Origin of the sequence: Rhodovulum sp. (genome assembly GCF_011048875.1) — a bacterium.
In the GTDB taxonomy this organism is placed as follows: Bacteria; Pseudomonadota; Alphaproteobacteria; order Rhodobacterales; family Rhodobacteraceae; genus Rhodovulum; species Rhodovulum tesquicola.
In genome coordinates this window covers 1-6,154 of the sequence record NZ_DSDD01000417.1, presented here as the reverse complement: position 1 = coordinate 6,154, position 6,154 = coordinate 1, and the positions used below count along the sequence as shown (strand labels likewise).

9 protein-coding genes and 2 pseudogenes are annotated in these 6,154 nt (G+C 65.8%); 3 read left to right on the top strand and 8 right to left on the bottom strand.

Annotated elements, in window-relative coordinates; genetic code table 11:
• Positions 1–462: pseudogene (locus ENN83_RS14345) on the bottom strand (cytochrome C); the annotation flags it as partial.
• Between the two features lie 269 nt (positions 463–731).
• Between ENN83_RS14345 and ENN83_RS14340 the strand changes: the two are divergent.
• Genes ENN83_RS14340 through ENN83_RS14330 form a run of 3 tightly spaced genes read left to right on the top strand, consistent with a single transcriptional unit; the run spans position 732 to position 3,648 of the window.
• Positions 732–1,949 carry an NAD-dependent epimerase/dehydratase family protein gene (locus ENN83_RS14340; protein WP_287188063.1) on the top strand — a complete coding sequence of 406 codons (1,218 nt, stop codon included), beginning with the start codon at positions 732–734 and terminating at the stop codon, positions 1,947–1,949.
• Positions 1,946–2,782 (top strand): glycosyltransferase, encoded by an 837-nt coding sequence (locus ENN83_RS14335; RefSeq protein WP_287188060.1) that lies wholly within the window; start codon positions 1,946–1,948, stop codon positions 2,780–2,782. The genes ENN83_RS14340 and ENN83_RS14335 overlap by 4 nt, the downstream gene beginning before the upstream one ends.
• Complete coding sequence (locus tag ENN83_RS14330) at positions 2,779–3,648, top strand: NAD-dependent epimerase/dehydratase family protein (protein WP_287188058.1); 870 nt, start codon at positions 2,779–2,781, stop codon at positions 3,646–3,648. The genes ENN83_RS14335 and ENN83_RS14330 overlap by 4 nt, the downstream gene beginning before the upstream one ends.
• 242 nt (positions 3,649–3,890) lie before the next feature.
• Here ENN83_RS14330 and ENN83_RS14325 read toward each other — a convergent pair whose 3' ends face one another.
• The 7 genes and pseudogenes from ENN83_RS14325 to ENN83_RS14305 all read right to left on the bottom strand — a co-directional run.
• On the bottom strand, positions 3,891–4,274 hold the full coding sequence (locus ENN83_RS14325; RefSeq protein WP_287188056.1) for an acetamidase/formamidase family protein: 384 nt from the start codon (positions 4,272–4,274) through the stop codon (positions 3,891–3,893).
• Positions 4,213–4,353 carry an acetamidase/formamidase family protein gene (locus tag ENN83_RS17035; RefSeq protein ID WP_349760138.1) on the bottom strand — a complete coding sequence of 47 codons (141 nt, stop codon included), beginning with the start codon at positions 4,351–4,353 and terminating at the stop codon, positions 4,213–4,215. Before ENN83_RS17035 ends, ENN83_RS14325 begins: the two co-directional genes overlap by 62 nt.
• Before the next feature lie 58 nt (positions 4,354–4,411).
• Positions 4,412–4,537 (bottom strand): annotated as a pseudogene (locus ENN83_RS17205) (acetamidase/formamidase family protein); the annotation flags it as partial.
• Positions 4,525–4,824, bottom strand: a complete 300-nt coding sequence (locus ENN83_RS14320; RefSeq protein WP_414707672.1) for an acetamidase/formamidase family protein — start codon at positions 4,822–4,824, stop codon at positions 4,525–4,527. The pseudogene ENN83_RS17205 and the gene ENN83_RS14320, both read right to left, overlap by 13 nt.
• A gap of 27 nt (positions 4,825–4,851) precedes the next feature.
• Complete coding sequence (locus ENN83_RS14315; RefSeq protein WP_287188055.1) at positions 4,852–4,983, bottom strand: hypothetical protein; 132 nt, start codon at positions 4,981–4,983, stop codon at positions 4,852–4,854.
• Positions 4,984–5,017: 34 nt separating this feature from the next.
• Positions 5,018–5,707 carry an urea ABC transporter ATP-binding subunit UrtE gene (gene urtE, locus ENN83_RS14310; protein ID WP_287188054.1) on the bottom strand — a complete coding sequence of 230 codons (690 nt, stop codon included), beginning with the start codon at positions 5,705–5,707 and terminating at the stop codon, positions 5,018–5,020.
• Positions 5,701–6,154 (bottom strand): ATP-binding cassette domain-containing protein (locus ENN83_RS14305; protein ID WP_287188051.1); only part of this gene is annotated, 454 nt, incomplete at its 5' end. The genes ENN83_RS14305 and urtE, both read right to left, overlap by 7 nt.

Genomic DNA, 6,154 nt, shown 5'->3' with positions numbered 1-6,154 from the left:
CGGGTGGCCGGCAGCCGAGTCGAGCTTGGTGTATTGGCCCGAGGTGTCATGGCAGGCCAGGCAATCGACCGCCGTGGCCTCGCTCGGCGGAGGGGCGCTCATGTCGGTCCAGCCATAGCCGGTGTGGCAGGAGGTGCAGCGCGCCTCGTTCGAGGCGACCGTGCCGCAGAACGAGTTCACCACATGGCTCTTGCCGAGGATCTGGCCGGTCGAGGGGTTCTCGAACTCCCACTTCCAGTGGATCGAGTGCTTGACCTGCATCGCGGCCTCGGTGTGGCAGGACAGGCAGGCCGCCGTCACTTCCGGTCCGCTCGCAAATTCCTTCTGCAATTCCTTGAGCTTGGAGTGATCTGTGGTGCTCTGCGAGATCTGCGGTGCGGCGTCCTGCGCCGCAGCACCGATCACCCCGCACAGTGCCAGGACCGCGGCCAGACCTGCCACCCGCCATCCACGTCCGCCCATGTTCATCCCTCCCGCCGCCTCGCGCCGCGACTCATGTATCCGAAAGTATACATACGCAAAACGCTGCATTTTCAAAATACCTTACAATCGCTTTAAGACGAGTCAAGCGGTCGCAGGGGCGGCGGGGCTGGAAACGCACGCTCGTCTGTGGCCAAATCCGTGCACCCGGTGGGAGCGACACAAAACCTTCAAATGAAATCGCGAAAAGACTGACACATCATCCGGGACCGCTCCGGCGGCCCCACCAACCTATCCGGAAGGAGGAGTCGATGAAGATAGCGGTTCTTGGCGGCGACGGTTTCTGCGGCTGGCCCTCCTCGCTGCACCTGTCCAACCTGGGCCACGAGGTCCACATCATCGACAACCTCAGCCGGCGCTGGATCGACGCCGAACTGGGCGTGCAGTCGCTGACGCCGATGGATTCGATCCAGGAACGTTGTCGGGTCTGGAAGGAGGTCTCGGGGCAGGCGATCCGCTTTCACCTGATTGACCTGGCCCGCGAGTATTACCGACTGCGTGACTGGCTGGCCGAGGAACGCCCCGACGCGATCATCCATTTCGCCGAGCAGCGCGCCGCGCCCTATTCGATGATCTCGGACCGACACAAGATCTATACCATCGACAACAACATCAACGCGACCCACAACCTGCTGGTGGCGATGGTGGAAACCGGGCTGGACGCGCATCTGGTGCATCTGGGCACGATGGGCGTCTACGGCTATTCGACGATCGGCGCGCCGATCCCCGAGGGCTATCTGGATGTCAATATCGACACGCCCGAGGGCGCGAAGGGGATGGAGATCCTCTATCCCACCCGGCCCGGCTCGGTCTATCACATGACCAAGTCGCTGGATCAGATCCTGTTCCAGTTCTACGCCCAGAATGACGGGCTGCGCATCACCGACCTGCATCAGGGCATCGTCTGGGGCACCAATACAGACCAGACCAAGCGCCACCCGCAACTGGTCAACCGCTTCGACTATGACGGCGATTACGGCACGGTGCTGAACCGGTTCCTCGCCCAGGCCGCCATCGACTATCCGCTGACGGTGCATGGCACAGGCGGGCAGACGCGGGCCTTCATCCATATCCAGGACACGGTGCGCTGTGTCGAACTGGCGCTGGGCGATGCGCCCCAGGCGGGCGAGCGGGTCAAGATCTTCAACCAGATGACGGAAACGCATCGGGTGCGCGATCTGGCGGAACTGGTGTCCCGGATCACCGGGGCGAAGATTGCCTATCTGCCGAACCCGCGGAAAGAGGCCGCCGAGAACGAACTGGTGGTCAAGAACGACCATTTCCTCGATCTGGGGCTGAAGCCGATCACCTTGCAGGAAGGTCTGCTGGAAGAGGTGGTCGAGATCGCCCGCAAGTTCGCCCATCGGGTCGATCGCTCGCGCGTGCCCTGCGTCTCGGCCTGGACCAGGGACATTGCCTCCCGCGTCGTGCATGATGTCGAGGGCAAGAAGCTGAAGTCGGTGTCGTGACCGAGGGGCTGCGGCCCGCGGCCCCGGCGCGCGGGCCATTCGCCTATGTCACGCTGGTCACCAACGCGGATTTCGCGTTGGGGGCCAAGGCGTTGGCGCGATCCCTTCAGATAACGGCAACGCCTGCCGAGATCTGCGTTCTGCATACCGGCGGGGTCGGCGCGGCGGCGCTGGCGCCGCTGGCCGATCTGGGGGCGCGGCTGGTCGAGATCGACCTTTTGCCGACCTCGGACGCGTTCAACGCGGCCCATGCCAAGGACCGCATCCACGGCCTTGCCCCCTTCACCAGGGGGGAAAAGCCTGCCTTCCACACGCCGCTCGACAATTTCTGCAAGCTGCGGCTCTGGCAGCTTGACTATGAACGGGTGGTGTTCCTGGATGCCGACACGCTGGTGCTGCGCAATATCGACCGGCTGTTCCATTACCCCGAGTTCTGCGCGGCCCCCAATGTCTATGAAAGCCTGGGCGATTTCCACCGGATGAATTCGGGCGTCTTCACCGCGCGGCCGAACCCCGAGACCTTTTACCGGATGCTGGCCCGTCTGGATGCGCCCGGCGCGTTCTGGCGGCGCACGGATCAGAGCTTTCTTCAGGAGTTCTTTCCCGACTGGCACGGGCTGCCGGTCTTCGACAACATGCTGCAATATGTCTGGTTCAACCTGCCCGACCTGTGGTCCTGGGCGGATATCAGGGTGCTGCATTTCCAGTACGAAAAGCCCTGGCAGGACCATGCAAAGGCCGACCGCCTGCGCCCCCTGATCGAGCTGTGGCGCGCCCATGAGCGGGGCTGCGACATCCCCGATCCCGCCACCCTGCCCGGCCCTGCCGCATGAGCCTGGCCGTCACCGGCGCGACGGGGCTGGTCGGACGGTTCTTCGTGGAAGAGGCGCTGGCGGCGGGCGAGGCGGTCACCGTGCTGACCCGCCGCCCGCCCGCGCCCGGCTTCTTTTCCGGCCCGGTCGCGCATCTGGCCTATGAACTGGGCGACCGGCCCGATCTTGCGGGGATCGAGGCGGTGATCCATTGCGCCTTTGCCCATGTGCCGGGGCGCTATCGCGGCGGCGAGGGGGACGACCCCGAGGGGTTCGTCGCGGCCAACCTCGCGGGATCGGTCGCGCTGTTCCAGGCGGCGCGGGCCTCGGGCGTGCGGCATCTGCTGTTCCTGTCGAGCCGGGCGGTGCATGGCGGCTGGCCCGCGGGGGCGGAGCTGACCGACGATCTGGACGCCAAGCCCGACACGCTTTACGGCGTGGTCAAGGCGCGGGCCGAGGACGCGCTGTTCAAGATAGCCGGTCCCGGCTTCGTGCCGGTTTCGCTGCGCGCGACGGGGGTCTATGGGCCGCCGGGGCCGGGGCAGCGGCACAAATGGGCGGATCTCTTCGACGATTTCCGCGCGGGCCGCCCCATCGCGCCGCGCCGGGGCACCGAACTGCACGGCGCGGATCTGGCCGCCGCGGCGCGGCTGATCCGGACGGCCCCGGCGGCGATGGTGGCGGGGCGGGCGGTGAACATGTCGGACATCCTGCTGGATCGGCGCGACCTGCTGGCGCTGCTGGCCGAGGCCGAGGGGATCGGCCATCCGTTGCCGCCGGAAAGCGAGGCGCCGCTTGCCGTGCTGCGCTGGGACCGGGCGCGGATGCTGGGCTGGCGGCCGGGCGGGATGGCGCGGTTGCGCGCCACGCTGCCCGCCTTGCAGTAAACGCTCAGTGCGAGATCATCCAGGGCCGCTTGGCCGGAAAGCTTTTCGATCCGTCCGGGCGGGGCAGCGGGCCGCTGTTCGTCCTGGCCCCGCCCGAACAGCAGCCGCAGCCCGGCCCGTGGCCCGAACGTTGGGTTCGTGCCTTGCGCGCTCGTTGGTCTCATGCGCCTTGCGGGTGGCGGCGCCGACGATGGCCAGCTTGGGCGGCGTGAAGATCGCGCGCGCCGCGGCCCCGGGCCATGTCACAGATCGGGCGCCCGCGGCACGTCCACCGAGCCGTCGAGGAACCTGGTCGGTCCCGCGCTGCCCGGCTTGATGTCGAAATCGAAGATGTCGGTCGGCGGCCAGAGCGTGGCACAGGCAATGGGAATGTCCACAACGCCCGGGATATGCCCCTGCACCGGCGCGGTGCCGAGGATCGCGTGGGCCTGCGCGCCGGTATAGCCGAATTTCCTGAGGTATTCGATGGCCTTGAGGCAGGCCTGGCGATAGGCGATGTGGACGTCGAGGTAATGCTGCTTGCCCTGCTCGTCGACCGAAATCCCCTCGAAGATCAGGTAGTCGTCATATTTCGGCGTGATGGGCGAAGGTTTGAAGATCGGGTTCCTGATCCCGTATTTCGCCACGCCATCCCTTGATGAGATCGACCTTGATGTGCAGCCAGCCCGCCATCTCGATGGCGCCGCAGAAGGTGATCTCTGCCATCGCCCTGGCTGAAATGCAAATCGCCCATCGAAAAGCCCGCGCCGTCGACATAGACGCGGAAGTAGATCTTGCAGCCGCGGCTGAGATCCTTGATGTCGCGGTTGCCGCCATGTTCACGCGGCGGCACGGTGCGGGCGCCCTCGCCCGCGGCCTTGTCGCGGGCCTCGCCCGTCAGCTTGCCCATATGAGCCGGCTGGGTGTTGGGCAGCGCGGCCAAGGGGGCACGCGGGCCGGATCGGTGTCGATCAGCGCCTTTTCGCGGGCGTTCCACATGTCCAGCATCTTGCGGTCGGGCAGGCAGCCGATCAGGCCGGGATGGATGAGACCTGCATATTTCACCCCCGGCTCATGGCGGGACGAGGTGAACATGCCGTGGAAATCCCAGATCGACTTCTGCGCCTCGGGGAAATGCTCGGTCAGGACACCGCCCCCGTTCTTCTTGGAGAAGAAGCCGTTGAAGCCCCAGAGCATCTCGTCCTTGGTGCCGATATCGAGGATCTAAACCACCAGCAAGTCGCCGGGCTGGGCCCCTTCGACGCCGATGGGGATGTAGGGATGCCAGCGGTTGTGCACGCACTCGTTCGTGTGCGGGCTTTCGCCGAGATTCACCGAGATGAGGGTGTCAGCCATGGCGTTGTCCTCTCTTGCTGCCGGGGTTGAAGGTTCAGACGGACAGGAATCTCGAGACCTTGGCCTCGTCGATCCCGTCGCGCGGGCTGTCATGGACGACGCGGCCGTTCTCGATCACCATCACGCGGTCGGCCACGTCGAGGGCGAAGCTGAGCACCTGTTCCGAGACGACAATGGACAACCCCCGCTGGTCGCGCATGCGGCGCAGGGTGCGGGCCATGTCGCGGATGATGTTGGGCTGGATGCCCTCGGTCGGCTCATCGAGCAGAAGCACCTTGGGGTCCGAGGCCGGTGCCCGGGCAATCGCAAGCTGCTGCTGCTGGCTGCCCGACGGGTTGCCGCCGCGGCGGGACTTCATTTCCAGAAGGACCGGGAACAGTTCGTAGATATCGCCCGGCACCTCCTTCTTGCCGGTGACAGTCAGGCCGGTCTCGACGTTTTCCTGCACCGCCATGGCGGAAAAGATCATCCGCCCCTGCGGCACATAGGCGATGCCGCTGGCCACCCGCTGGTGGGATTTCAGCCCGGTGACCTCGGCCTCGCCCACGCGGACGGTGCCGCCCGTGGCGGGCACGATGCCCATCAGCCTCTTCATCAGCGTGGTCTTGCCCATGCCGTTGCGGCCCATGATCGCGACGATCTCGCCCGGCGCGACGTTCAGGTGCAGCCCGTGCAGGATTTCCGATTGCCCGCAGGCGGCGTGCAGGTCGATGACGTTCAGCATGTCGCGTCTCCTCTATGGCCCAGATGGACTTCGATGACCCTGGGGGCGTTCTTGACCTTGTCCATCTTGCCCTCGGACAGGGCCTTGCCCTGGTGCAGGACGGTGACGCGGGTCGCGATGTCCTGGGCGACGCCCATGTCGTGCTCGATCACGATCACCGAGCGGTGGTCGATGATGCGGTTGAGCAGTTCAGCGGTCTTCTTGCGCTCGGCCACCGACATGCGGGCCACGGGCTCGTCCAGCATCAGAAGTTCGGGATCCTGGATCAGCAGCATCCCGATTTCCAGCCACTGCTTCTGCCCATGACCGAGGAAGGCGGCCTTTTCGTCCAGCAGATCGGCCAGGAAGATCGTCTCGGCGATCTCCTGGATGCGGTCCTTGACCTCGGCATCGCGGCGGAAGAACAGCGAACCGAAGACGCCGTGCCCGCGCGGGAAGCTGAGTTCG

Coding starts and splice junctions, on each gene's coding strand:
- ENN83_RS14340 (WP_287188063.1), top strand. CDS start 732: ATGAAGATAGCGGTTCTTGGCGGCGACGGTTTCTGCGGCTGGCCCTCC.
- ENN83_RS14330 (WP_287188058.1), top strand. CDS start 2,779: ATGAGCCTGGCCGTCACCGGCGCGACGGGGCTGGTCGGACGGTTCTTC.
- ENN83_RS17035 (WP_349760138.1), bottom strand. CDS start 4,353: ATGGCAGAGATCACCTTCTGCGGCGCCATCGAGATGGCGGGCTGGCTG.
- ENN83_RS14320 (WP_414707672.1), bottom strand. CDS start 4,824: ATGCTCTGGGGCTTCAACGGCTTCTTCTCCAAGAAGAACGGGGGCGGT.
- ENN83_RS14315 (WP_287188055.1), bottom strand. CDS start 4,983: ATGGCTGACACCCTCATCTCGGTGAATCTCGGCGAAAGCCCGCACACG.
- urtE (WP_287188054.1), bottom strand. CDS start 5,707: ATGCTGAACGTCATCGACCTGCACGCCGCCTGCGGGCAATCGGAAATC.